This window comes from Paenibacillus sp. Y916, assembly GCF_056786435.1.
Genome location: NZ_JBXCJA010000012.1, coordinates 60824 through 86333, shown reverse-complemented (window position 1 = coordinate 86333; position 25510 = coordinate 60824). Strand labels below are relative to the sequence as shown.

Here is a 25510-nt window from a genome sequence, read left to right as displayed (position 1 = left end):
GTGATAAAACCATCAAATCGCTAAATAGAGCACGGTGCAACCCTAGATCCATGCGATTCCGTAGAGCCGACCGATTTTCAGGATTTCCTCCTGCTTTTAATCTTATCTCAAGATTTTCCTCGTTCTTTAATCGATCATTTACTCTGATTATTTTCTTCCTAACCCCAGCAATTCACCTGTGTCTTCTCGTGTTCTGACGGCAGATTGTTAGCTATTTGACGTAGAGAAGAAAAAGGCGAGAGAAGGGCTGATATGCCTTGCTGGGCGTGGGATTGTGGAGATTGGAGAGGGAGCGGAATCTGCGAATTTTAGGCTTTACCTGTGTTTGTGGCAAGACATTATTCAGATTTTAATAAAGTTGTGATAGAAAAAGTTGGGTGAAAAATTGAGGAAATCACTGTTTTGTAGCAAGTGTTTATTCATACGGGCAACGGTGGAATACGGGTTTGAGGGGTGCTTTTTAGCAGATGTATATTAAGTTTTAACATAAGGGTTTTGAGTGAGTGAATAGAGGAGTTGGGGACGAAATGGGGACGTGAGCTATTCACGTCCCTATTTGAATCTGATCAAGGTGTTTTTGAAAAGTGTATTCGTCTCCACCGCCAGTATCAAGCACTAAATTGTCGATTGTTAAAGAGCGACCGTTGTAACAAATCGTCATGGACGTTTGGAGTAAATCATGAGTGAGGATAACTTCGTTCGGTATGAGAGTCAAGAATTTCAAGTAAGACGTATTGATCAGGGTATATATAAGTATACTTTACTCAGAAATCTAAGGATACTAGTGTGTCCTTAGATTGGATTACTCTTCATCTTCTTTATTTGTAAAAAGGTAATTAAAAACAACCGTTACTCACTTTTGAGTAGCGGTTGTTTTTTTGAAAAGATAGTAAACTTTACGCCGCTTTAAATCAAGCTAAGCCGCGACAGCGGGATAGTTTTCTTTTGGTTAAGGAAATTAAACACCGATATTTACACTACCTTCACACCAAGTTAATACAGCCATGTTGTCGCCAAGTTAAGCTTCAATTAACAAGTAAGCCATACTCAAGAAATTAAAAAGCTTTCAGAGCAGCCTACAGTTCATGAATCAGCGAATATATATAATAGCTATTTGGGTGCTTGGACAGAAATTGGACCTAGGGTGCTGTTTGTCGATTCGAGTATTGGAGATTACACCTATTTAATGGGCGAGGTCAATATTCATTATACGGAGATGGGCAAGTTTTGCTCGATAGCTTCTCATGCCTGCATTAATCCAGGAAATCACCCGATGTGGCGAGTGACGCAGCATCACATTACTTATCGCAGCGGTTCTTATGAGATAGATACGGGCACTGAGCAGGATGTGGTTCGTAAGCTAGAAGCGATTGCTTGGTGGGATTGGTCTAGAGAGGCAATTGCGGCTGGTTTAGAGGATATGAAGAACATGGATTTATTTTTAGAAAAATACAGCTAATGAGTGGAGGTAATCAATTGCATACAATCCATAAGCCAGAGCTAGCGGTATCTCCTTACTTAGCTATTGCAGATACGCTTCAAAAGGAAATTGATATTGGCCTTTATGTAATTGGTGGACCGTTGCCGTCGGAGGCGGATTTAAGTCGCCGCTTTAAAGTCAATCGGTATACGATTCGACATTCGTTAGATTTTATGAATAAAAAAGGGATTATCCGCTCACAGCAGGGCAAAGGACATTATGTCTGTGAGAAGCCGATGGATATCCAATATACGATTACTCAAGCCATGTGTTTTACGGATGTAATGATACAGCTGGGTTGCAAGCCAAGTGCCAAGGTTTTAAAAAGCGAGGTGAACCTTCCGCCTAAACGGATAGCGGAGTTATTGAAAATGGCACCTGACGAAAAGGGAATCCGACTTGAGATTCTACGTTACGCCGATGGAATCCCGCTTGCTTGGAATGAGACGTGGTTACCTGAGCGATACTTCCCTCATTTCCCAGATCAGTCCACTGCATTTACATCGCTTTATGCTTTGCTACGAGAGGATTATCAAGTGGAGCTTGCTCGGATCTGGTCTACATTTGAAGCCATCTACCCAAACTCAGCAGAAGCGACTCATTTGAAAATCTCACCCAGCACTACGCTGCTGCACATCGAAAGTGTGATGAGGGATCAGAACCAACATCTAGTTGAATATACCTCAGCCAAATATCGTGGTGATCTTTGTCGTGTATCTATACAGTTTGAATAGCTAATTCTTACGATGCTGGCTTGCGAACGTAAGCCGAGTTAATCCGTTTTCTAAAGAAAACTCTAAGGAGGCCCCAATGAAAAAATCACGCTTAACGCATATTTTAGTCGAAGGTGATCCGAAATTATTAGAAAAGCTCGCATTGCAGGTTTTGCAGAACGACACCGTAACCATTGTAAGAGAGCCTGAAAAAAGTCTGGTGATGAACAAAGCGCGAGATTCTGTTTCAGGTAATCTATTTTATATGGGCGAAATACTGATTACAGAATGTACGGTTTCAGTGGGTTCGATTTATGGATTTGGAGCGATCATGGGTGAAGATCCGAATCGGGCTTATCAGCTAGCGATTATCGATTATGCCTATAATGCTAATCTGCCAGAGACGTTGGAGTGGGAAAAGCTGCTAGTGGAAGAAGAATTACGAATCGACTACGAAAAACGTCTGGAGTACTCGCGGATTATGAAGTCCAAGGTTAATTTCGATACGATGGGAGAATATCATGCCAAATCCAAATCTTAAAGAACTAAGCTTTGATCGGGTACATGATACACAAGAGGTTTACCGTGTTCTATTGCAGGCCATGTCAAGACCTGGTTTGGTATGTGAGCTCGGAGACAGAGTCCATGGAATCGATATTCCCGAAGGAACCTCCAAGCCTGCGGCTGCAATGGCACTTGCTTTGCTCGATGGAGAGGTTACATTCGCTGTCCATATGCAGGGTCATGATGGCTGGACGGAAACGATTCGCCGATTGACCTATTGCAAATTAGTTGATTATGCCGCTGCGGATTATGTATTCGTAGAGGGTACTGAAGATTTGAGCTTTATCAACCAAATCCAATCCCAATTAAAGATAGGGACACTATCTTCTCCAGAGAAATCAGCAACTGTTTTCATCCGAGTACAAGGCTTAAACGAATCTACCACTCAAGATCAAGGCTACTCACTAAAGCTAACAGGACCAGGAATCCAAACGGAAACCATCTGTACTATAAATGGTTTGTCCCTTATATGGATTGAGATTAGAGCTCGCTTGGTGGAGGAATACCCACTTGGAATCGATCTTATCCTCTATACAGAGCAGGGTGAATTAATTGCCATTCCGAGAACTACGCTTGTGAAAGGAGTGACTGGAGCATGGCATATGTAGCAGTGACTGGGGGTCAAGAAGCAATTCAGCAAGCAGAGCAACTTGTTAAATTTTATCGCTCTAAGGATTCAGACGCGGTTCTTAACATCGCGATGATTGAAAAACAGCTTCGCTTGCTAGTGGATCGTATTATGGGCGAGGGTGGGATGTATGCCCCTGAGTATGCGGCGATTGCACTTAAACAAGCGGAAGGCGATCCAGCGGAAGCGGCTTTCTTGGTTCGCGCTTATCGTTCTACGCTACCGCGTAATCACTATTCTTTAGTGTCTGAGCCAGCGAACATGCGAGTGATTCGACGGATTTCATCCTCCTTCCGCGATATGCCGGGCGGACAAGTCTTAGGCCCAACTAACGATTACACCCATCGCATGCTGAACTTCTCTTTAAAAAATGAAACCACTGAAGATCTCCAGGCTTTTGTAGAGGAATATTTAAGTGATTTGCCTTGGGATGAGAGCAGTATGAATTTCAAGAAAATTGCCGACCTGCTGAGAGAGCAAGCTTTAATGGCGAATGTTATAAACTCGAATGACGAGGAGCCCTACGATATTACACGCCAGAAGCTAACCTTTCCGTGCAGTAGATCTGCTAGATTACAGACCCTCTCTAGAGGCGAAACCGGGGCAATGACAGCTTTGGCTTACTCCTCGATGCGTGGTTATGGCGCAGTCCATCCTACCATCGGCGAGCTGCGAGTTGGCTACACACCGATTCATATCCCCCATCCGTTCGGCAACGATGAGGATGGAGAAGGCATCTATATTGGCGAGGCTTTAATGACGGAAGTCGAATCGATTAACTCCTTTACGCAAGACAAAGAATCAGGCAACGTACAATTCTTGCTGGGCTATGGGCTTACCTTTGGACAAAACGAGCTGAAGGCCATATCGATGTCAATTCTCGAGCGAAGCTTGGAAACCAATGGAACAGCACCTGCACAGAATGAAGAATTTGTATTAACTCATATCGATAGTGTCGAATCAGGCGGTTTTGTATCCCATTTGAAATTACCGCATTATGTGACATTCCAAACCTACTTGGATCAAATCCGTAAGACACAAGCACGGAAGAACAAGCCAGCTTCAGAGGAGGTTGCCGTTGATGAAAGTAATAGAACAGATGAAGTTCAACACAGCGGAGTATAACTTTGCTTTTTTGGATGAGGGCTCGAAGCGTGAGATACGTCGAAAAACACTAAAAGCTGTTGCAATCCCAGGCTATCAGGTACCTTTTGGCTCAAGAGAATTACCAATTGGCAGAGGCTGGGGAACAGGCGGCTTGCAGCTTACCTTATCCCTAATTGGAAAAAACGATATCGTTAAAGTCATTGATCAAGGCAGTGATGATAGTGTAAATGCGGTAAGTATTCGGCGATTGATTGAAGAAACCAGCCATATTGTCACAACGGAGGATACCACGCAGGCAACCATTATCCAATCGCGCCATCGGATTCCAGAGGATCGGATGCATGCTAATCAAATCTTAGTGCTTCAAGTTCCAGAGCCAGAACCCTTGCGACATGTTGAGCCAAGCGAGGAAGTAACCAAAATTCAGCATGGCGAGATGGACTATAGCGGAATTTGGTTGACGCTTTATGAAAGCATCGTTAAATGGGGAGCGATAACGCAAGGTGCAGATTATCCTGTTATCGTGCATAACCGTTATGTAATGGCACCAAGTCCAATTCCACGCTGGGATAATCCCAAGCTTCATCAAGCGGACCATTTAACCTTATTGGGTGCGGGTAGAGAGAAGAAGCTTTATGCAGTTCCCCCTTATACGAATGTAGTCTCCTTGCAGTTTGAGGATTATCCGTTTGAAGTCGAATCTTTTACTGGCTCAGCTTGTCGGATTTGTGGAAGTGAAACAACCTTCTTAGATGAAGTCATCGATAGTGAGTCGGGTCAAATTATTTACCAATGCTCAGACACAGACTACTGCAATCGAAGCAGTGAGCAGCAAGAAGAGGAGACCTCCTAATGGCGATATCGAGTTTGAAAGAGGCAAGTATATCTGATGTAAACAATAGTAAAGAGGATCTCCCGCTTCTAAGCGTTCGCAATCTAACTAAGAAATATGGTGAAGGCTGCACCTCCTGTCTGCTAGATTCTGCACTAGGCGGTCGCTGTCCAGAGTGCGGAACGGTCTGGGCTTGTCGCGATCTTAGCTTTGATCTTTATCCAGGAGAAATTCTAGGTGTAGTAGGGGAAAGCGGCTCAGGCAAAAGCACGATGGTCAAATGCCTTTATTATGATCAGGAAATTACGAGTGGGCATATGTCGATCTCGACCTTTAAGGATGGGGTTTCCAATTTGTTTGACGAATCAGCCCAGCAAAAAAGATACATTCGCAACCATCTGATGGGTATGGTTTATCAGAATCCTTACTTAGGACTGCGAATGGGCTTTTCCAGCTCAGGCAATATCGCTGAGAAGCTAATCGCAGCGGATCATTATCATGTCGGTAAGATTCGCAGTCGCGCATCGGAGCTGCTGGATAAAGTCGAAATCCCTTTGCAGCGCATGGATGAGCCGCCAAAGAATTTCAGTGGGGGTATGCAGCAAAGGGTGCAAATCTCGAAGGCTTTAGCGAATAATCCGCCATTACTGCTGTTAGATGAAGTCACAACGGGCTTGGATTTATCGGTCCAAGCCAAGGTACTGGATTTAATTCGCAGCATTCAACGGGAGTTAGGCGTAGCGATGATTGTGGTTTCCCATGATCTTGGCGTCATCCGAATGCTGTCGGATCGTACAATTGTATTAAGACAAGGACAAATTGTTGAGCATGGCCTAACGGATCAGATTCTCGAGGATCCACAGCATCCCTATACCCAGCTTCTGGTTCATTCCTTGTTATAAGTGAAAGTAGAAAGAAGGGATTCTCAATGCTAAAAGTAACCGGTCTATCAAAACTGTTTCAGCTATCACTCAGTCATGATATGAAAGTAAATCCATTTCAAAATCTCAGCTTTGAGATTGCTAAAGGTCAGTTTATGGGGATAGCTGGACCGAGTGGGATTGGTAAATCCTCGATTCTTAAATGCATTTATCGTACGTACCTCCCAACCTCGGGAAAAATTATATATGACTCATCCTATTATGGTGCGATTGATTTGGCTCAGGCAACGGAACGCGAAATCTCGCATTTACGGAAAAATGAAATTAGCTATGTCTCGCAATTTCTCAAGGTTATTCCGCGAGTATCGGCTGTCGATATTGTCGCGGAGAAGCTGCTGCCCTCAGGAATTCCTATTGAAGCAGCAAAATGGCAAGCCGAGGAAATGCTGGAACGGCTGCGGATTCCACGTAAGCTGATCCATGCTTTTCCGGCTACCTTCAGTGGAGGCGAGCAGCAGCGTGTTAATCTGGCTCGCGCCTTTATCGTGCGACCGCGTTTACTCATACTGGATGAACCAACGGCATCCTTGGATAAAGAAACCAAGCAAAGTGTTCTGGAGCTTTTAGATGAAATGAAAGCCCAGGGTACAACGATGATAGGTGTGTTTCATGATTGGGACGTAATGGAACGGATAGCGGATCACATTCTTGATCTTCAAGCCTTTGTTTTGGAGCGAGTGTAGAGCATTAACTCGGAGAAGGGAGCATTGAGATGAACACTAGAGGTATGGGAGTTAGCTTACCGCCTAATGACACCATGGGCAATTTAGAAAAGCTGAAAAGCAAGCTGATTAAAATCGAAAGTCTTGGCTTAGAAGCTGTCGAATTGTCACTGCATGGCATGGATGTAATTCGTAATGGCGTGATTGATCAGCAGCGTTTGGAGGAGTATCGCAAGCTGCTTAGCAGCTTCAGCCTTAGCTACACAACACATGCTCCCTATGCCATCAACTTATTTCGTAAAGAAGATATTAGTATTGAGCGTGCTTCATTAATTGCCTCATTGGAGGTTAGCGGAGTACTCGGTGCGGAAACGATGGTTTATCATGTGGGCCGCTATATTGGAGAAGAAGAATTCTTATATCCTCATACTTGGCTTGATTATACCAAAGAGCATAAGCAAGAGCTGCTTATTGAGGAACAAAGCTTTATGCGCCAGCTTGGGCAGCTTGGGCAGCAATTAAATGTACGAATTGCCATGGAGAATATGCGTCCTTATCTTGATTGTCCTTATTATTGCTACGCAGTGATCCCGAGCTCCTTGGTAGATCAGGTTGAAGCGATTAATCATCCCTTTGTTGGAATTACACTGGATATTGGACATCTCTACTTATCACATAAAATGTATGGGCTCGATTTAATGGCTGAGCTTAGACGAATGGTCCCTCATGTTATCCATCTGCATGTACACGACAATTATGGCAAAGCCTGCTTTTCCGCTGAGAAAAATCAATATGAGCTAACACCGATTGGTCGTGGAGATATGCACATGCCGATTGGCGATGGTGAGATTCCGATGGGAGCTATTTTTAAAGAGCTGCCGACGGAATTCCCAGGTTACCTGATTCATGAGGTTAGAGATAAATATGAGAGTGAATGGCCTGAGCTGCGTCAGCGTTATCAAACAGCCATTCAATAAACACAAAAAGTGCATGTGAGGAGAGGGTAAGCTTGAGTTCAAATCGTTTGCAAATTTATAATGCTCAAATCGTTACTTTGACTGCAGTACAAGCAGGCTCGCTGATTATTGAAGACGGTGTAATAGTTGAAATTCTTGCAAACAGTTCCCGAGAAGCAGCTTTTATTGGGGAAACAATCGATGCAGAGGGCTGTTATGTGATCCCAGGCTTAGTGGATATGCACAGTGATGCTTTGGAAAAAGAAATCCAGCCTCGGCCCAATACATTTTTTCCGCTGCACATGTCGTTCTTTGAATTAGAGAAAAAGCTTGCAGGCTGTGGTGTGACGACGATTTATCATTCCTTATCGCTGGCTGATGGAGTTGGCGTTCGTGATGACGCAATGGTCGTGGATGTAATCGAGCATATTGTTAAGCTGCGCGAAGAGAGATCGATGATTCATCACCGTGTGCATTTACGCTATGAAGTAACGAATCTGATTGGCATGGGTACCGTGAAAAACCTGATTAATACCCAGAAAATCGACTTGCTGTCGCTTATGGATCATACCCCCGGACAAGGTCAGTTTACGGAGAAAGACACCTATGAGAATTATCTAGTTAAAACCTATGGTGTGCGCGATGAAGAGCTAAGATTAATGGTGGATACACTGAAAAGTAATTCCAAATTAATCGCTTGGGATCAGATTAAGGATATGGCTCAGCATGCAATACAGCGTAATATCGTTGTTGCTTCGCATGATGATGATACCATCGCCAAAGTGGACGAAATGATTGATTATGGTGTGACAATTAGTGAATTTCCAATTAATCTGATTGCTGCTCAGCATAGTCATGAGCACAATCTTTTGGTTGTTGTCGGATCCCCTAACCTGGTAAGAGGTACCTCCCATAGCAATAACATGAGAGCCATCGACGCCATTAAAGCGGGTTACTCCGTTGCCATCTGCTCTGATTATCTGCCATCTTCCATGCTTCCGGCCGTATTCATGCTGCATTTGAAAGAAAATATGCCGCTGCATCAAGCTATTGCTATGGTCACCGCCAATCCAGCAGCTAAGCTTGGCATCAGTGATCGTGTAGGCTCAATTGCAACAGGCAAAATGGCGGATCTCGTGTTCGTCAAGCTGCATATAGATTATCCACTCGTCCATCGCACGTTAGTCAATGGCGAAACGATCTATTATGCCAAGCCGTTTCATTCCCAAGCGGATAAAGCGATTAGCTATGCTTAAAGCAGATCTGCATTGTCACACCGATGTATCGGATAATTCCTTCCGTATTGAAGAAGTAATCCAGCAGGCAAAGGCAGCTAAGCTAACACATCTTGCTATTACAGATCATGATACTACGGCAGGTATTGAAGAAGCATTATTATATGGCGAGCAATATCAGCTGCAAATTATCCCAGGAATTGAGATTTCTGCCTCGGATCCGCAACGTGATAGTCGAGCGCACATTCTGGGTTTATATATCGATCCGCAACATCCGGCGCTGGATGATGTATGCAAGGCAACCTTGCTTTCACGACATGAGGCTTCAAAACAAATGGTGGAAATCGTAGCTAAGATGGGCTACAGCATTAGCTGGGAGCTAGTCAGCAGCTATAGCAAGCAAGGAACTATCGTTTACAAACAGCACATTATGCATGCTTTGATGGATTTAGGCTACTGCGACGAGATCAACGGCGAACTGCAGAAGCAGCTGTTTTCACGGTCCGCGAAGGAAGCAGGTAAAGCATTAATTCCACTTGCTTATCCAAGTGCTGAGGCTGCGATTCGTGCGATTCGTTCCGCAGGAGGGGTAGCCGTGCTAGCCCATCCGGGTCAGTTGGGGAATTTTGAAGCTATTGAAGAATGGGTCAGCTTTGGACTGCAGGGTATAGAAGCTTATCATCCCAGTCATTCATCTGCGGATACCCAGCGATCACTTCAGCTTGCTGCTCAGTTTAATCTCGCGGTCACAGGTGGTTCTGATTATCATGGGCTTTATGGCAGTGCAGATTATCCTATTGGCAGTGTTTCTGTAAATTCTATCTCATCTTTAGAAAATCTATACATCAGGATAACAGTCCGATAACAATTGAACTTTATAGTTAGAATATCTTGAGCATAGTCATTATGCCAGGTGGGTTAACCATTTTATTCAGAGACGAGAGGAGCTTTACAATGAAAAAGGTAGGGATTCTGTTATTAGCTATTGCTTTATTCTCAGTATTCGCAGCATGCTCCAACTCGGCAAAAGAAAGTAAGACGATTACAATCGGTTGGTTGCCGAATGAATCAGGGGAAGACAGTAAAGCAGCTCGCGAAGAAATCGGTAAGCTGGTTGAAGCGGCAACAGGCAAAACAGTAGAGCATAAAACGACGACAGATTATATTATTGCCATTGAGTCTGTAGCTAATGGTAATGTAGACCTTGCTTACTTGGGCGCACAGGGGTATATAGAAGCTAAGAATAAGAATAAAAAAGTAGAGCCATTGGTAATCCCAAGTGGTAAATCAGGAACAGCGGAGGATGCCGTTTATTACAGCTGGTTGGCCGTTAAAAAAGGGAATGAAGCTCCTTACATGGATGGCGATAAATTTATAATAGATAATATTGCCGGGAAGAAGTTTTCTTTTGTTTCCAACAGCTCGACTTCAGGCTTCAAAGTACCATCGGATAACATCGTCACTTATTTTAATAAAATCGATAAATATAAGGATTTAAAGATGGACGATTTACTTGAAGGCGGCAAGGATAAATTTTTCAGTGATGTGCTTTATGGTGGTTCACACCAAGGCTCAGCCGTTAATCTATTAGCGGATAAAGTCGATGCTGCTGCATTCTGTGACACCTGTGTAGCGAATTATGTAAGCTTAGAATCAGGGACTGAGAACCGTGTAGGCGCGGTTTACAAGGTAAAAGACGACGCAGCCGAACCTTTTGATACGGTTAAAGATGGAGAGTTTTCATTAATTTCCGTCACACCCGTGCTTAATGCTCCATTCGTTGTGAATACAGATAAAGTCAGTGCTGAGACGATCAAGAAGATAGTTGAAGCCTTAACATCACCAGAAACAGCAGCAAACCCTAATATCTTTGTTACTAAGGAATCTGGTAAAAAAGGCATCTTCGCCAAAACAGATAAAGAAGCTTTTGTAGTCGTGGATGATGCGTTTTTTAATCCAGTTAGAGAATTGTCCAACTAATCAAACGGTTAACGAGCAACAATTAACAATTTCATTGTCCCTTTAACAGTCTAACGATACCGAAAATTGAATTAGAGGAGTTAGCTATGAAAACGTTATTAGATGTAAGACATTTATCCAAGGAATATGGTCAGGATACAATGGCGTTATCTGACGTTAACTTCTCTGTGCAGGAAGGAGAGTTCGTTTCCATTATTGGCCCCTCAGGGGCAGGGAAATCCACTCTTCTTCGTTGCATCAATCGGATGATTGATGCAAGCAGCGGAGAGATTAATTTTGATGGCGAGCAGGTTTTGGATTTGAAAAAAGCTGCACTACGTAAACTTAGAACGAAAATTGGGATGATTTTTCAGCATTATAATTTAGTGAACCGCTTGACGGTTATTGAGAATGTTTTACATGGCAGATTGGGCTACAAATCAACTTTAATGGGATCGCTTGGCTGGTATACGACCGAAGAGAAACAACAAGCCCTGCAAATCCTCGAATTACTTGGGCTCACCAAGCATATTTACAAACGATGCGACCAGTTAAGTGGTGGGCAGAAGCAACGAGTTGGTATTGCCAGAGCACTGCTGCAGAATCCCAAGCTGTTATTATGTGATGAGCCGATTGCTTCCTTGGATCCGAATGCATCCAAAGTCATCATGGATCATCTGCGCAATATTTGTAAAGTTATGGGCATTACCGTACTAATTAATTTACATCAGGTTGATGTTGCATTAAGCTACTCTGACCGTATTATTGGGGTCAATAAAGGGACGGTTATCTTTGATGGATCACCACAGAAAATTTCCTCCGAAGAAATCTACAAGATTTACGGCTCTGAGGCTGGCGACCTCATCATGGATGTCGGAGGGCGACATGTCGGTTGACTTTTTTGCCAAGAAAAGATGGCAAGCCCTTGGAGTCTTCTGTATTATCCTTGCGCTGACAGTTATATTCATTGTGATAACGGAGTTTAGTATCCTCGATGGATTTGCTTCGTTTCCGAAAGCGATTAGCTGGGCAGTGACTAATTTCTATCCCAATGCCAAGTCCTTGGAAAAGCTCCCGAGCATTGTGGATAAGCTGATTGAAACAGTATTGATTTCGCTTGCTTCAACTACGGTTGCCTCGATCTTTGCTGGGTTTTTCGCGATTATGGGTGCTAACACTACGCGAGTGAATCGGCTTATTGCAGTCATCTGCAGAGGCTTTGGGACTCTTTTTAGAAATATTGATGTAGCTGCTTGGGCTTTGATCCTATTATTCTCCTTCGGACAAAGTGCGTTAACTGGCTGGCTGGCTTTATTCTTTGTTAGCTTTGGTTTCCTCACTCGTGTGTTTATCGAAACCATTGATGAATCAAGCACAGAATCAGTGGAGGCGCTGCGTGCTACAGGTGCAGGATATTTTACAATAATCTTCCAATCAGTCATTCCAGCCTGTATTCCGCAATTCATTAGCTGGATCTTATTTATGGTAGAAACGAATATTCGCAGCGCGACCTTAATTGGAATTCTCACAGGAACTGGCATTGGCTTCTCCTTCAATCTTTATTACAAAAGCTTGAATTATCATGCGGCAAGCCTGGTTGTAGTCGCACTTATTGTTGCCATTTTTACAATTGAAATGATCTCGAATTATATCAGAAGGGTGATCATCTAATGGATCTGCTTAAATCCATCCCAGCTAATTACTCTGGTGCTCCAATACCTGCAAAACCGTTCAATAAAGCCGCTTTTATGATTAGGGTCACCTTACTAGGTTTGGTGCTTTTATCGTTATATGGTTTTATTACATTTGATTATCGTGGTGTTAATACTATGGATGGACTCCTAGCTTCGTTCAAAAACCTCAAAACGATGTTTACCGAAGCGCATTTCAAACATTTTACCTTTGGTGAAGCGCTCTATGGCATTGTAGTAACCGTAGGATTGGCCTTTCTCACAACTCTGTTTGGTGGAATCATTGCTTTATTTCTTGGACTGTTCGCAGCCCGTAATCTCTCCAACAATAAGGTTTCGAATATAATTAAAAGCATTGCTGCTTTCATTAGGGCGGTTCCAACTGTGCTGTGGGTACTTATTTTCGCAGTTGCTGCGGGTCTTGGAAGTGTGGCTGCTGTGGTTGGCATGACCTTTCATTCGGTTAGCTACCTAATTAAAGCCTACTCTGAATCCTTTGAGGAATTGGATGAGGGTGTGATTGAAGCATTAAAAGGAAGCGGGGCTAATTGGTGGCAGATTGTTTTTCAGGCTGTGCTGCCCTCCGCATTGACCTCGATTCTATCCTGGACCTTTTTCCGCTTTGAAATAAACTTTGGTGTGGCTGTCGCAATGGGCGCTGCAGCTGGAGCTGGCGGAATTGGCTACGATATGTTTATGGCTAGCTCCTTCTACTTGGATCTCCGTGAAATCGGGATGATTACCTACTTCGTGCTTGCCTTTGCAATCCTTCTTGAGCTCTTCGCTACGAAATTGAAAGCTAAGCTGCATAATAAGGCTTAGTATCTGTGTGTCAGGACAATTGAAAAAAGCCATCCTTTAATGATACGCTCCCATCATAGTAGACGGTAGAAAAAACAAAAACTTCTACTACCACAATGATGGGAGTTTTTCTGCTGGCAAGAAATAATCCAGACACACCAATATTATGGGATAAAAATTCTTGATATGCTAGTTGTTTGTATATTCTATTTAATTAAGGATAAATGATAAAACAGACTCTTATCTAGTAACTTATCCCTATCTTTTTACAAAACACTCAAATAGAAAGACACTTCCGTTAACAATTGACTCATACAATGGATGAGATATTAAAAACAAGGGAGTGATAGTCACTTGAAACAAAGAGGAAAAAAAATTATGTCATTACTGTTGGCATCCCAAATGCTTATTACCGGCGTATTTGCTGGGGGGATAGCCCAAGCGGCTGATACACTAATCGCAGGAACGCCCTATAATGCTGGAGGCTATGATGTTACTGCACCTCATATCATCATTAATCAAGTTTATGGCGGTGGGACAAAAACTGCTACAGACACTTATGCTAGCCATGGATTCATAGAGTTGTATAACCCGACGGATAACGATGTAAATCTATTAGGCTGGTCGCTTCATTATGCTTATGCGCCCAAAACTGGCATTTCTGATCCTTGGGTACAATTAAATCTCACAGGTACAATCAAAGCGCATTCATCCTATCTTATTATCGGTAAAGCAACTGGAGCAATCAGTCCGATTATTGACTTGACTACTAAATATGATCAGAAGTTAGTTGATGCAGGCGGTAACGATATTTTCATTAATAACAAAGGGTTAAAGGCTGTATTAGTCAATAGTACCAACACACTAACTGGTGTTGCTAATCCATTCCTCACTCCTATGGCCAATGGCTATGTGGATATGCTCGGAACGGCTGGAAATGATGATGGAAATCTGATTGACGGCTACGAGACAGAATTCCCTGTAGGAAGCGGTGGCAACTCTAAGAAGATTGGACTTCGTCGTGTAGATTTCAAAGACACCGATAACAATAAAATTGACTTTCAACCGGTTGACTATTCAGCCACATCGTTAAATGGAAAAGAGCCTCGCTACAGCGGAGACGGTGAGTGGGGCAATGAGCTTAGCATCACTACAACTTCACTTCCCGATGCGTATGTTGATTCAGCCTACTCCGTAACGGTAGCTGTGTATGCCGGTAAGTTACCTTATACTTTTGCTGCGACTGGACTGCCTGAAGGTCTAAATATCGACGATTCGAGCGGCACTATTACAGGAACTCCTACAACGGAAGGTTCTGCATCAGTGAATATCACTGTGACCGACAGTACCTACACTCCTGCTATCGCTAATACAACACTTGCACTTAACGTCCAGAAAGCTCAGATTGCTGACCAGCTGAACGTAGAGAAAATCAGTCAATATAATGTTGGGGAATCCAACGAAGATGGCGGCGTGGCGGAAATTGTCAAATATAACAAGGACAATGGCAAAATGTATGTCGTGAATGGCGCCGGTACTCCGCCTAGCGTGGATATTGTAGCCCTCACGAATAGCGCAACATTAACGAAGGAAAAATCTATTCTCGTTAAACAATTGTCCGAGGTAGATGGTTTTGTCTACGGCGACCTGACCAGTGTTGACATTAACACGGCGACGAAGCGCGTAGCCATAGCCATCCAAGAAGCTGACCATATGAAGAATGGTAAAATTCTTGTTCTTGATTATGAAGGAAATTTACTTAAAACGTACGAAACGGGTGTGCAGCCAGATATGGTCTTATTCACTTCTGACGGTAAATATTTACTGACAGCAGACGAAGCTGAACCACGTAACGGTACTGATGACCCTGAAGGCAGCGTGACGATCGTAGATACTACAACAGACGTCTCTACGAAAGTCAAATTCGATAATCAGGCAGTGATTGACGATAGCGTTCATATTCGTGGATCATCTGATCCAACAACTGGTTTAATTACAGGAAGCGGCACCAAGGAGGATGCCATCTTCGACTTAGAGCCGGAGTATATTGCACTTAACGATGACCAATCGAAAGCATATATTGCGCTGCAAGAAAATAACGCGATTGCCGTGGTGGACATTGCGAGCAAGAACGTTGATTCCGTCAAGGGTCTCGGTTACAAAGATTATAATGACCTTAATAATTCACTCGATTTAGTGAAGAATAGCACCATTAATCTAGAGAATGTCCCTTTCTTCGGAATGTATATGCCAGATGGTATCGCAAGCTATAACGTTAATGGAACGCAATACCTGTTCACAGCCAATGAAGGAGATGCCACAGAGTGGTCTTCTGACTCCGATGACCCTACCAGAACTAATGTAACGAAAATAGGAGACATCAAAGGTGGCTTAAACTCTAGCTCTGCCGCAGCAGCTTTTCTGAATGGAAAAACAGCTTACGACAAAGTCGAAGTCGTCAGCGACATGGGCAAAGACGGCATCTATTTGTACGGAGGACGTTCCTTCTCCATCTGGAATGCGAGCACAATGCAACAAGTCTTCGACAGTGGCAACGACTTCGAGACTATTACCTCGCAACGGTTGCCGAAATATTTCAACAGTAATCACAGCGAGGTAGCCTTGGATGGCAGAAGCTCCAAAAAAGGACCTGAGCCGGAATATGTTACGGTTGGTCAAGTTGGAAATAAAGCATTAGCCTTCGTAGGATTGGAGCGAATCGGGGGTATCATGACCTACGATGTAACAGATCCAAATCAACCTGTATTCGCTAATTATATTAACACTCGCGACTTCACCAAAGGAATAGATACGGATACCGGACCAGAGGGTCTGGAATTCATCCCGGCGACTAGCAGCCCAACTGGATTACCACTCTTGCTTGTAGCCAATGAAGTTAGCGGAACGATCTCTGTTCTGCAATTGAATGTCACGAAGGTAACGCTCGATAAATCTGCACTAGAGTTGCTACCAAATGGTGCTTCCGCTCAGCTTACGGCTACTGTAACACCAGATAGCGGCGGTGCCGCAACAGTATCCTGGACATCCTCAGATAAGGATATTGCAACTGTTGATGCAAATGGCGTTGTAACATCAGGTTCAGTAGAAGGCACAACAGTTATCACGGCACTTAGCGCAGATGGCTATGGTGTAGCAGAAGCAACTGTGACTGTCAGCAATTCATGGAGCCTGACAGTAATGCATACGAATGATACCCATGCTCACTTGGCTGATGTGGCTAGACGCGCAACACTGACTAAGCAAGTACGTAATGAAGTTGCCAACAGCCTTCTATTTGATGCAGGAGACGTATTCTCCGGAGACCTCTATTTCACCAAGTGGGCCGGTCAAGCCGATCTTGAATTTATGAATTATCTTGGTTACGACGCTATGACATTCGGAAATCATGAATTTGATTCTGGAACCAAGGTTTTGGCAGATTTCGTAAGCAAGGCGAAGTTCCCATTACTCACCTCCAACGTCGATTTCAGTAAGGATGTCAACATCAGTCCGCTGCTGAAAGCACCGAATACGATTGACGCAAGTAAGCCAAAAACACTTGATAATGCGGGAGTATATCCATACATCATTCTGGATGTGAATGGCCATAAGGTAGGTGTATTCGGTTTAACGACCGAGGATACTTTCGAAACCTCAAGCCCCGGCAAGAATGTTAAGTTCAATGATGCAACAACCTCTGCTAAAGCTACGGTGGCTGCGATCGAAGCCGAAAGCGTAAATGTCATCATCGCATTGTCCCACATAGGCTACAACCGGGACAAACAACTGGCAAAGGACGTTGAAGGCATCGACTTAATCGTCGGTGGTCATACTCATACGCAGCTTAATGCACCTGAAATCATAACAGATTCATATAATACACCGACAGTTATCGTACAAGCGAACGATTGGAGCAAATTCCTCGGTCGGGTTAATCTAAATTTTGATGCACAAGGTGTTGTCATAGCAGATCAGCTTACTGGAAATCTGATTCCTGTAACCAGTGCAGTTGAAGAGGATGCAATAGTTAAAGCTATGCTTGCTCCATACAACGCAGATCTTGAAGAACTTAAAAAACAAGTTATCGGTAATACAACTGTTGTACTAAACGGTGCACGGAATAATGTCCGTTCCAAAGAAACCAACCTAGGAAATTTCATTGCAGATGGTATGCTATATAAGGCGAAGATTCTCAAGAACGCCGATATAGCTCTTATCAACGGTGGCGGTATCCGCGGACCCATTGATCCGGGACCAATCACGATGGGTGAACTCCGCACTGTAATGCCTTTTGGGAATACCTTGTATCTGCTTGATGTAACGGGTCAAGAGCTTATTGCCGGATTGGAAAATGGGATTAGCGGCGCTAAGCTGACTGACCTTCCCGGTAAATTCCCACAAGTAGCAGGCATGCGCTTCAAGTGGGATCCAAGTCAAGTAACAGGAAGTAAGGTTTACGATGTTGAAATAAAAACCGATTCGGGCTACACACCGCTTAATCTGAAGAGCACATATCGTATGGCTACCAACAGCTTCGTCGCTCTTGGCGGAGATGGCTATACGTCCTTCGCTAAGGCGATTGAGAACGGAGCTTATCATGAGGATCTTGGTTATCCAGATTATGAAATCTTCATGGAATACCTTACATCACTCGGAGGTACGATCGCACCAGTTGTTGATGGTCGTATTACCGAAAGTGCGAAGCCAACTAAACCTAATGGGGACAGCATTCCACCAACGAATCCTAATCAAACATCACCGAATACTGTTCAAATACCAACACCTTCTGTAAAGCCACCAGCAGTAGAAATCGGCATTCTCTCTGGAGATTCACTGCAGATAACTCGAGGAACAAATGCGGCTGGTGATATTGTAAATCAAGTCACGGTTAAAGCAGCAGATCTACAAGCTGCTCTAACGAAAGTTCTATCTGTAGCTGGAACAGATAAGAATGTAGAATTAACAATCAATGTGCAGAATCTGAACGGTGCAACGGAAGTTACCCTGCCGGCAGTAGCATTAATTAGTGGCAAGGCTAACCAAGTAATCATCCGAATTGAAACAGGAGATGCCAGCTACTCACTGCCATTGCAAGTCCTTAATCTCTCTACCATCGACTCATTGAGTAATGTTAGTGTTCGTATATCCATTGCCCCTGTAAGTGATGCAACACTTGAAGCTCTGCAGAGCAAGGCGAAATCCTTCGGTGCGCAATTAGCAAGCAATACGGCGCTAGAATTCGAAGTATTCCTTGTTACAGGTACTCAAGAGCAAGCAGTGAGCAACTTTGGTAGTACCTATGTATCGCGGACCATATATATGCCTGCCGCAACAAATGTAACAAATGCAACGGCAGTTATGGTAGATCCAATTACCGGCGAGCTCATTTTCATACCGAATGTAATAACCACCTCGAATGGTAAGCCGTCGATTGTGGTGAAACGTCCAGGGAATAGTGTCTACACCGTGATTCAGTACAAGAAGAATTTCGCGGATCTGAATGGGCACTGGGCGAAGAATGATATTGAAGCAATGGCGTCTAAGCTGATCGTCAAAGGTGTTAACGATAATCAATTTGCACCAAGCACTGCTATTACAAGAGCAGAATTCACTGCCCTTCTCGTTCGCAGCATGGGTCTTACAACCAGTAATGGCTTGAGTTCATTCAAGGATGTCAGGACTGATGCGTGGTATGCTGGAACGGTTGAGACGGCAACACAATTCGGCCTTGTTAACGGAAATGGGCCAGGAACGTTTGCACCGAACGCAACCATTACCAGAGCAGAAATGGCGGTTATGATTGCCCGTGCAATGGAGATCGTGGATGCAGCAAACGTATCGAACACCACTACTTCACTGAACAAATTCTCAGATAAGGCATCGATCCCGCAATGGGCAACTACCCAAGCGGCGCTACTTGTGGACAAAGGCATCATGCAGGGTAATGACAAGGGTGCTTTCGCCCCTTCAAACAAATCAACTCGCGCTGAAGCCGCAGTAATCCTACAACGGACATTGAAGAATCTTAATTTCTCAAATTAATCTACTCTTCCAAGCGGTAAAGTAGAAACAGCTATGCCGTCCTACGGACTGGAAACTTTAAGTTGATAGATCAACAAACAGCAGGTCTAGGATAATCTGATATGCTCCCATCATAGTAGACAGTAGAAAAAAACAAAACTTCTACTACTACAATGATGGGAGTTTTTCTAATGTCTAAAAGAAGTCCTACTTCTTTAGAAGTGAAATTACACGCCGTTCAGCGGTGTCATGGGCGTAAGTCAAATTATTGTTATACAACATATGGATTTGGTTTGAATGACAGACTCAATCTTTAAAATAGGGCGTAATCCCTCTTGAATATAGGTTCTCCACTAACTTGAAAAATTCTTCTGACGATAAATCCTTTTGACGTTGGAGCCAAAGACGAAATAAAGAAAGGGAAGTTGTCAGGTAAAACTCAATTAAGTATGGCGTTAAGGAATGGTTTTGCGGAACGTTTATTTCTAATTGATCCAAAGTGATTTCTTTTTTTAAGCGTTTTAAAAAACGGGCACTTCCGTAATCACCCAAAAGGGCATTAAGAACCAGGAGATGTTCTCTTTTGTCCAGACAATAGAGCGTATCTTGAACCGTATGCATCGATAGCTCTTTATTCGTCAATTCTTTTTTCATGTCATTCAATAAGTCATTTTCAACAAAGTCTAACAATTCGTAAATGTCAGCAAAGTATTGATAAAAGGTGCTGCGGTTATATCCTGACTTATTCGCAATTTCCTGAACCGAAATTTTCTCAATCGGCTTTTGGCTATATAACACACAAAAAACTTCTACAAAATTTTGTCTTGTTTTCTCCGTTATTTGGGGTTGCTTTTTCATGTTTCCCTCCTACTAGCGAATAAGAATATCATCCGACAAATCATAAAAAACTGATGGTTGATCAAGGAATAATAAAGATTTACAATCACATCATACAACAAGTTGTCGGATGATCAAACGGAAATGTTAAATAAGTAGGGGTGATTTAAATGTCAGCAAAACAAGATAGAATTTTAATTTTTGGTGCAGGTGTTATTGGGAGCATGTACGCAATTAAGCTTATTGAAGCAGGGTTTGATGTTAGCCTGTTTGCACATTGTAATAGATTTAACTCATTAAGAGAAAATGGCCTGCAATATATAGAAAAAGGTACAGTTAGATCGATACAAGTGAATGTCATTGATACGCTCGAAAAAGACGATGTATACGATTTTATTTTCGTTACTGTTCGTTATGATCGGTCCGAATCAGCATTGTTAGCGCTAAGAGATAATCAAAGCAAAAATATAGTTACGATGACTAGTAATTCAATTGGATTTTCTTCGTGGCTGAATATCGTAGGGGATAGACTTTTACCCGCTTTTCCCGGCTTCGGCGGACAGATTAAAGATGGAGTATTGCATGCTCGATTTCTACCAAAGTTTATAGCGGCAACTGCATTTGGAGAAATTAATGGTGTAGTGACAGAACGCATAGAAAACCTCGCAAGATTATTTAAAACAGCAAAGCTTGCCTACGTTATTAAAAAGGATATGCAAGCGTATCTAATCACACATTCCGTATCAGACATTGCCATGTTGAGCGTTTTGTATTCTGAGAATAAGATAATTGACAAAAAAACAGCCAGAACCAGAAAGACGGCACGCAGAATAACAGTCACTTTAAAAGCGTATCTAAGGGCAATACAAAAAGCTGGCGTTTCAATTGATCCACCAATGCTTAAAATGGTGCTTAAATTTCCAAACTTATTTTTGGATCTATTCTTTATGACATGGCTACGAACTAAAATGGTTAGGGATATGATGTTGCCGGATTATGCGAATAATGCTAACAATGAGATTGTGCAGCTGAGTAATGATTTACTGAAATTTTTAAGTCAAAATGATATCAAATCGGAAACACATGTTCAGTAATTTTTTTTATTAAAATATTATGGTGATTTTTAATTTATTTTCATTAAATCCTTCAAATGGGCATTAATCTGAATATGAAAATCGAAATATACAGATGTAAACGTTATGGTCAAATCGTACATTGTGCTTAGATACTATACGGAGAAATCTATCACAAGTGATGGTAAAGCAAAAGATAGAATTAAAAGTAGATGCCTGTGTGGCAATATTTTCGGATAAGGGTTCAATCTCCTCGCCTTCACTATAGTACACCAGTCCGCTTGAGGGCTGGTGTGTTTTTTAGTGCGCCCAGCATGGGCGCTATCTATAGGGTGTGAGTTCCGAATGGTGAAGGCAGTAGTAGCCATAGCTTAAGGCAAGTTGCTTCGTCAGGATCTTGAATCGCTCGTACTCAAGCAACTTCATCAACGAACTGAATGTTATCTTCAGAAATCTAAGGATGCTAGTATGTCCTTAGATTGAATTACTTGGAGTGCGGGATATGAGCCCCTTGTCTTGGGGAGCATCGGAAGGGTAAGAATAAATTAGAAATCACTTTTGACTTTACAGTCTTGCTAGGGAAGAAAATGAATGCTCATAGAACCAATATAATTATTCACTAGATAAGTGAAATAACGTACAGCAAATAGAAATTGAATTATGATTGAATGGATGTATATATATTATATAAATGGAAAGGAAGTGAATGGATATGATGAGAAGAATAAGATTAAGAAATAGTCTCGATCAAGATTTATCCCATGCAGAATAGTGATAATGTAATCTGGTTCTGTATGGGATGAACAAGGCATTACATTATCTACTGATTCTGCACTTTATTTAGAAGCAAATGCTAAATAAGGAGTAGATAATTATGAAATATATAAATGCAGCAGATGTGCTACCGGAAAAGTTATTAGTAGAAATCCAAAACTATATAAAAGGTGAAATGATTTATATTCCTAATAACGGTCTGCAGAAGAACTGGGGAGAAAAAAGCGGCTCCAGAAAATATTATGCAAAGCGTAATAATAATATAAAAGAACAATATAAAATGGGAGAGTCCATTGATAAACTATCAGATGTTTATGGGTTAGAGAGTAGTCAATGATGAAATGAAAGTAAGGTAAAGATGGGGGGCAATTATGAAGTATACCTTTAGATATTTTACGGAAGAGGATTTTTATAAGATGGAAGAACTTGTTTTGAAAGCATATGAGTGGGAAGCGCCATCTTATGGACTGAGTCGCTATGAATTTTCAAAAGGATTCCATCCTGATCCTGTTAAGTGTGGAAACTGCTGGAGGCATACAGTGGGCATTTTCGAAGTTAATGGTGAAATAGCTTCTGGTGTTATTAGTGAGGGGAATTATGAAGGAGATGCCTTCTTTATATTTGACTCACAGGATAGAGCACTAGATAGAGAACTGCTTGAAAAGATGTTTGCTCATGCAGAAACTCATTTGTCAGCCATAAATAATGAATCGAAAGAAATGACTTTGTATTTGCGAATTCCTAAATGGAATAAGGAAATGACGGATATTGCGTTAAACCGTGGGTATATAAAGGAGGAATGGACAGAGAAAGTACATATACTGCCTTTTCGAGAGGAACCCTTTGAAGTGGAAATTCCTGAAGGATATAAGATCGTAGATGGTAGAACTACGCCTGACTTTTTCCTTTCTAATGTACATATGTTTGCTTTCCTTAACGGGAAACCGTTGGCTGAGATGGGAGAACAAGGCTTTCATGAATTAAGACAAATGAAGCATTATAATCCGGAGTTGGATTTATGTATGCTCAACCCTGATGGGAAGCCAGTTGGTATGTCCATCATTTGGTATGATGAAAAAATGCCATATGCTGAGTTAGAACCTTTAGGTGTTGCATGGTGGGATCGAAGAAAAGGTATTGCATCTGCGCTAATACATGAAGCAGCAAATAGGGTGAGAAAGTTGGGGAATTGTAATGGTATGACAGGTGGAAGCCAGCAATTTTATTATGACTTAGGATTTGAACTTAAAGGTGAGGACTACATTTACAAATGGAGTAAGAGAATCAAACAGTCATGGGAATAGGAAAATACCTAGATCAATCTATGATTACTGAATAGCGAGCTTAATTAAAAAGGATTGATAAATTAAAGGACATTACATATGACTAATATGTAATGTCCTTTGTATTTTTTTTATTTTATCGATATTCCTTTTCAACTATTAACTATAAGAAGTAATGTAAATAATGCTATAAAACAAGCTGTACCAATCGATGCTAATATATTTAAAATTTTATTAGTCTTCATTTCAGTTTTGAATATTTTGCAAAGTATGAGATAAATTCCAATTCCGATAATCCCACCTAATGTATTTCCTATGAAATCTGTAATATCGGTAGCGCCAATCGCAAATATGAACTGGAATATTTCAAACAACAAACTTACACTTGCTATTGGAGCAATCGTTTTTAAAAATGTCGAATTCGGCTTCAACATACTCATATAAATTCCGAATGGAACAAAAATAAGAATATTATTAATAATTTCTTCAAAATTAATCTGATTGTTAACAATAGCTGAGCCAGCAAAAGGAATTAAATTAATTCCTCTTAAATCAGGTAATTCTTGAAACGAAAAAGTCATTTTAAATAATATGATCCATGTTAGTACTAACAAGTATATAATCAACAAACTCATAGTGAATATCTTGTGATTTCTCTCTAATTTTTTCAAAAAAAACGTCTCCTTCTTATCAATCAATAATTTCTCGAATCATCTTAGGATAATACGAATGTATTGTATGTGTTAGTGCTAATGAGATCAGTATATCTGTCTAACATGACTATCAAGTGACTCCATAGTGACATTCTAGTCACTTACCGAGATAAATTAATAAAGCTAGGTTATACTTTAAAAATGACTTAATCTATTGAGTGTTTATGCGCCTATAATGAAAGGACTTGAATTTATATATGAAAGAAAATTTTTGGAATGATTTACCTAAACCGTTTTTTGTACTGGCACCAATGGAAGATGTGACGGATGTTGTTTTTCGACATGTCGTGAGTGAAGCGGGTAAACCTGATGTATTCTTTACAGAGTTTACAAATTCGGATAGCTATTGTCATCCTGAGGGACGAAAAAGCATGCGAGGACGTTTGCTATTTACAGAAGATGAACAGCCAATGGTTGCACATATTTGGGGGGACAATCCTGAGAATTTTCGTCAAATGAGTATTGGAATGGCAGAGTTAGGCTTTAAAGGCATCGATATTAATATGGGCTGCCCTGTACCCAATGTGGCCATGAGAGGTAAGGGGAGTGGCCTTATACTTCGCCCAGAGGTTGCTGCAGAGTTAATCGAAGCAGCAAAAGCGGGAGGACTGCCTGTAAGTGTGAAAACAAGGGTTGGGTACACGGATTTAGACGAGTGGCAGGATTGGCTAACGCATATATTAAAACAGGATATTGCGAATCTTTCTATCCATTTGCGTACAAGAAAAGAAATGAGCCAAGTAGATGCACACTGGGAATTGATTCCGGAAATCAAGAAGTTACGAGATCGTATGGCACCACATACGTTGCTCACAATTAATGGAGATATTCCCGACCGTCAAACGGGTCTGAAGCTCGTTGAACAGTATGGTGTGGATGGCGTGATGATTGGACGCGGTATTTTCAAAAATCCGTTTGCTTTTGAAAAAGAACCAAAAGAGCATAGTAGTAAGGAGCACCTTGATCTCCTAAGATTGCATCTCGATCTTCAAGATCAATATAAAGAAGAATTGCCACGTTCAGTCGCAGCGATCAATCGCTTCTTCAAAATATATGTCAAAGGTTTCAGCGGCGCAAGCGAATTAAGAAATCAATTGATGAACGCGAAATCGACAGATGAAGTGCGTACATTACTTGATCATTTTGAAGCTAACAATGTTGATTAATATCGGACGATTACGAGCCGAGTGAAATTCAGAAGCACAAAACCTGAACTTATCTAAGTTCGGGTTTTTGTTTA

General features: G+C 41.9%; 22 protein-coding genes. 20 read left to right on the top strand and 2 right to left on the bottom strand.

The window, feature by feature from the left end:
* Positions 1 to 1114 precede the first annotated feature (1114 nt).
* The 16 genes from AC1TO9_RS20080 (at position 1115) to AC1TO9_RS20005 (ending at position 19611) form a co-directional block, all read left to right on the top strand.
* A complete protein-coding gene (locus AC1TO9_RS20080; RefSeq protein WP_482060300.1) occupies positions 1115 to 1459 on the top strand; it encodes an LbetaH domain-containing protein in 345 nt (114 codons plus the stop codon).
* Between the two features lie 17 nt (positions 1460 to 1476).
* On the top strand, positions 1477 to 2214 hold the full coding sequence (locus AC1TO9_RS20075) for a GntR family transcriptional regulator (protein WP_482060299.1): 738 nt from the start codon (positions 1477 to 1479) through the stop codon (positions 2212 to 2214).
* A 76-nt stretch (positions 2215 to 2290) separates the two neighbouring features.
* On the top strand, positions 2291 to 2734 hold the full coding sequence (gene phnG / locus AC1TO9_RS20070) for a phosphonate C-P lyase system protein PhnG (RefSeq protein ID WP_482060298.1): 444 nt from the start codon (positions 2291 to 2293) through the stop codon (positions 2732 to 2734).
* A complete protein-coding gene (gene phnH, locus AC1TO9_RS20065) occupies positions 2715 to 3365 on the top strand; it encodes a phosphonate C-P lyase system protein PhnH (RefSeq protein WP_482060297.1) in 651 nt (216 codons plus the stop codon). The genes phnG and phnH overlap by 20 nt, the downstream gene beginning before the upstream one ends.
* Entirely contained in the window at positions 3353 to 4510 is a 1158-nt protein-coding gene (locus AC1TO9_RS20060; RefSeq protein ID WP_482057022.1) for a carbon-phosphorus lyase complex subunit PhnI, read from the top strand. Before phnH ends, AC1TO9_RS20060 begins: the two co-directional genes overlap by 13 nt.
* A complete protein-coding gene (locus tag AC1TO9_RS20055; protein WP_482060296.1) occupies positions 4467 to 5345 on the top strand; it encodes an alpha-D-ribose 1-methylphosphonate 5-phosphate C-P-lyase PhnJ in 879 nt (292 codons plus the stop codon). Before AC1TO9_RS20060 ends, AC1TO9_RS20055 begins: the two co-directional genes overlap by 44 nt.
* A complete protein-coding gene (locus tag AC1TO9_RS20050; protein WP_482060295.1) occupies positions 5345 to 6226 on the top strand; it encodes an ATP-binding cassette domain-containing protein in 882 nt (293 codons plus the stop codon). Before AC1TO9_RS20055 ends, AC1TO9_RS20050 begins: the two co-directional genes overlap by 1 nt.
* Positions 6227 to 6252: 26 nt before the next feature.
* Positions 6253 to 6948: a phosphonate C-P lyase system protein PhnL gene (gene phnL / locus AC1TO9_RS20045; RefSeq protein ID WP_482060294.1), complete on the top strand. Its 696-nt coding sequence runs from the start codon at positions 6253 to 6255 to the stop codon at positions 6946 to 6948.
* Positions 6949 to 6977: 29 nt separating this feature from the next.
* Positions 6978 to 7904: a sugar phosphate isomerase/epimerase family protein gene (locus AC1TO9_RS20040; protein ID WP_482060293.1), complete on the top strand. Its 927-nt coding sequence runs from the start codon at positions 6978 to 6980 to the stop codon at positions 7902 to 7904.
* A gap of 32 nt (positions 7905 to 7936) precedes the next feature.
* Positions 7937 to 9139, top strand: a complete 1203-nt coding sequence (locus AC1TO9_RS20035; protein ID WP_482060292.1) for an alpha-D-ribose 1-methylphosphonate 5-triphosphate diphosphatase — start codon at positions 7937 to 7939, stop codon at positions 9137 to 9139.
* Positions 9132 to 9983 (top strand): PHP domain-containing protein, encoded by an 852-nt coding sequence (locus tag AC1TO9_RS20030; protein ID WP_482060291.1) that lies wholly within the window; start codon positions 9132 to 9134, stop codon positions 9981 to 9983. The genes AC1TO9_RS20035 and AC1TO9_RS20030 overlap by 8 nt, the downstream gene beginning before the upstream one ends.
* Before the next feature lie 89 nt (positions 9984 to 10072).
* Entirely contained in the window at positions 10073 to 11098 is a 1026-nt protein-coding gene (locus AC1TO9_RS20025) for a PhnD/SsuA/transferrin family substrate-binding protein (RefSeq protein WP_482060290.1), read from the top strand.
* 86 nt (positions 11099 to 11184) lie between these two features.
* Positions 11185 to 11973 (top strand): phosphonate ABC transporter ATP-binding protein, encoded by a 789-nt coding sequence (gene phnC, locus AC1TO9_RS20020; protein WP_482057014.1) that lies wholly within the window; start codon positions 11185 to 11187, stop codon positions 11971 to 11973.
* The gene (locus tag AC1TO9_RS20015; RefSeq protein WP_482057013.1) at positions 11963 to 12748 is read left to right on the top strand and encodes a PhnE/PtxC family ABC transporter permease; all 786 of its coding nucleotides are present in this window, start codon (positions 11963 to 11965) and stop codon (positions 12746 to 12748) included. Before phnC ends, AC1TO9_RS20015 begins: the two co-directional genes overlap by 11 nt.
* Positions 12748 to 13590, top strand: coding sequence for a PhnE/PtxC family ABC transporter permease (locus AC1TO9_RS20010; RefSeq protein WP_482057012.1), 843 nt, complete (start codon positions 12748 to 12750; stop codon positions 13588 to 13590). The genes AC1TO9_RS20015 and AC1TO9_RS20010 overlap by 1 nt, the downstream gene beginning before the upstream one ends.
* Before the next feature lie 357 nt (positions 13591 to 13947).
* Positions 13948 to 19611: a choice-of-anchor I family protein gene (locus AC1TO9_RS20005; RefSeq protein WP_482060289.1), complete on the top strand. Its 5664-nt coding sequence runs from the start codon at positions 13948 to 13950 to the stop codon at positions 19609 to 19611.
* Positions 19612 to 19896: 285 nt separating this feature from the next.
* On the opposite strand, the gene AC1TO9_RS20000 is transcribed toward AC1TO9_RS20005, so the two are convergent.
* Positions 19897 to 20448 (bottom strand): TetR/AcrR family transcriptional regulator, encoded by a 552-nt coding sequence (locus AC1TO9_RS20000; protein WP_482060288.1) that lies wholly within the window; start codon positions 20446 to 20448, stop codon positions 19897 to 19899.
* Between the two features lie 149 nt (positions 20449 to 20597).
* Between AC1TO9_RS20000 and AC1TO9_RS19995 the strand changes: the two genes are divergently transcribed.
* From AC1TO9_RS19995 to AC1TO9_RS19985, 3 genes are all read left to right on the top strand, one after another.
* Positions 20598 to 21521, top strand: coding sequence for a ketopantoate reductase family protein (locus AC1TO9_RS19995; protein ID WP_482060287.1), 924 nt, complete (start codon positions 20598 to 20600; stop codon positions 21519 to 21521).
* 853 nt (positions 21522 to 22374) lie between these two features.
* Positions 22375 to 22611, top strand: coding sequence for a CD3324 family protein (locus AC1TO9_RS19990; protein WP_482060286.1), 237 nt, complete (start codon positions 22375 to 22377; stop codon positions 22609 to 22611).
* 34 nt (positions 22612 to 22645) lie between these two features.
* Positions 22646 to 23578, top strand: a complete 933-nt coding sequence (locus AC1TO9_RS19985) for a GNAT family N-acetyltransferase (RefSeq protein ID WP_482060285.1) — start codon at positions 22646 to 22648, stop codon at positions 23576 to 23578.
* Positions 23579 to 23709: 131 nt separating this feature from the next.
* On the opposite strand, the gene AC1TO9_RS19980 is transcribed toward AC1TO9_RS19985, so the two are convergent.
* Complete coding sequence (locus AC1TO9_RS19980; protein ID WP_482060284.1) at positions 23710 to 24228, bottom strand: VanZ family protein; 519 nt, start codon at positions 24226 to 24228, stop codon at positions 23710 to 23712.
* A gap of 239 nt (positions 24229 to 24467) precedes the next feature.
* On the opposite strand from AC1TO9_RS19980, the gene AC1TO9_RS19975 reads away from it, so the two are divergent.
* A complete protein-coding gene (locus AC1TO9_RS19975) occupies positions 24468 to 25436 on the top strand; it encodes a tRNA dihydrouridine synthase (protein WP_482057003.1) in 969 nt (322 codons plus the stop codon).
* The last annotated feature ends 74 nt before the right edge of the window (positions 25437 to 25510 follow it).